1 pseudogene is annotated in these 1096 nt (G+C 61.6%); it reads left to right on the forward strand.

The features are described 5' to 3' along the window. Positions 1–1096: pseudogene (locus RYH73_RS26555) on the forward strand (hypothetical protein); the annotation flags it as partial.

Consider the following 1096-nt stretch of genomic DNA (forward strand, 5'->3'; position numbering starts at 1 on the left):
GCCAACCAGCGGACGCGCAACGAATGGACGGTGACCAAATATGACGGGCTTGGCCGGGCGGTACTGACGGGCCTGTGGAACAACGGGGGGACGGCCATCAGCCGTACGAACCTGCAGGCCCAGGTAAACGGCGTAACGACGCTGTGGGAAACGCGCAACGGCACGGCGGGCAACGGCTATACGAACGCGGCCTGGCCGACCACGGCCATCGGCACCACACTGAGCCTGCATTACTACGATAACTATAACCTTCCGCTGTCGCCGCCGGCAGCCTTCAAACCGACGGGTTACAGCACGGCCACCCAGGGGCTTGCCACGGCCACGCTGACGAAGGTGCTGGGTGCGGGGACGGGCACGGCCAACATGCTCTGGGAGGTGATGCACTATGATGCGCTGGGACAGGTGGTGCGGCTCTTCAGACAGCATTACAAAGGGGCAGCGGTGAACGCAACGAATTATGATGACATCGCCGATACCTATACCTTTTCGGGCAGGCCGGAAAAGAGCGTACGGAACCACTATGCAACGGGCGCGGCAACGGTTACGGTCACCACGGAATACTCCTATGACCACCGGGACCGGCTGGTGGATACATGGAAGACGGTGAAAGAGGGCGGCACGCAGGGGGCGAGGACGCTGATCGCGCGGAACGAGTACAACGAGATCGGGCAGCTGAAGAGAAAGAACCTGCACGGTACGGCCGGCGGTTACGCACAGAGCGTGGCCTACGGCTACAACGAACGCGGCTGGCTGCGCACGGCGGAGGCGGGACTTTTCAAGCAGGAACTGCAGTACAATACGGGCACGGTGAAATACCATAACGGCAATATCGCCTACCAGGTGTTCAAACGGCGGAACCTGCAGAACACGGAGGTGACGGAGACATACAGCTATGGCTATGACCGGCTGAACAGGCTGACCAGCGGTACGCTGGGCAGCGGCCGCGGCAAAGAGGAGCTGAGCTATGACCGGCTGGGGAATATCCAGACGCTGAAGCGGACGGGGACCTCGTCCGCCTACGTGGATGACCTGCTGTACACCTACACTTCCAAAGGTCAGCTTGGCAGCGTGAAGGATGCGCTGACGGGCACAGCGG

Origin of the sequence: Olivibacter sp. CPCC 100613, assembly GCF_036959255.1 — a bacterium.
Taxonomy (GTDB): Bacteria; Bacteroidota; Bacteroidia; order Sphingobacteriales; family Sphingobacteriaceae; genus Olivibacter.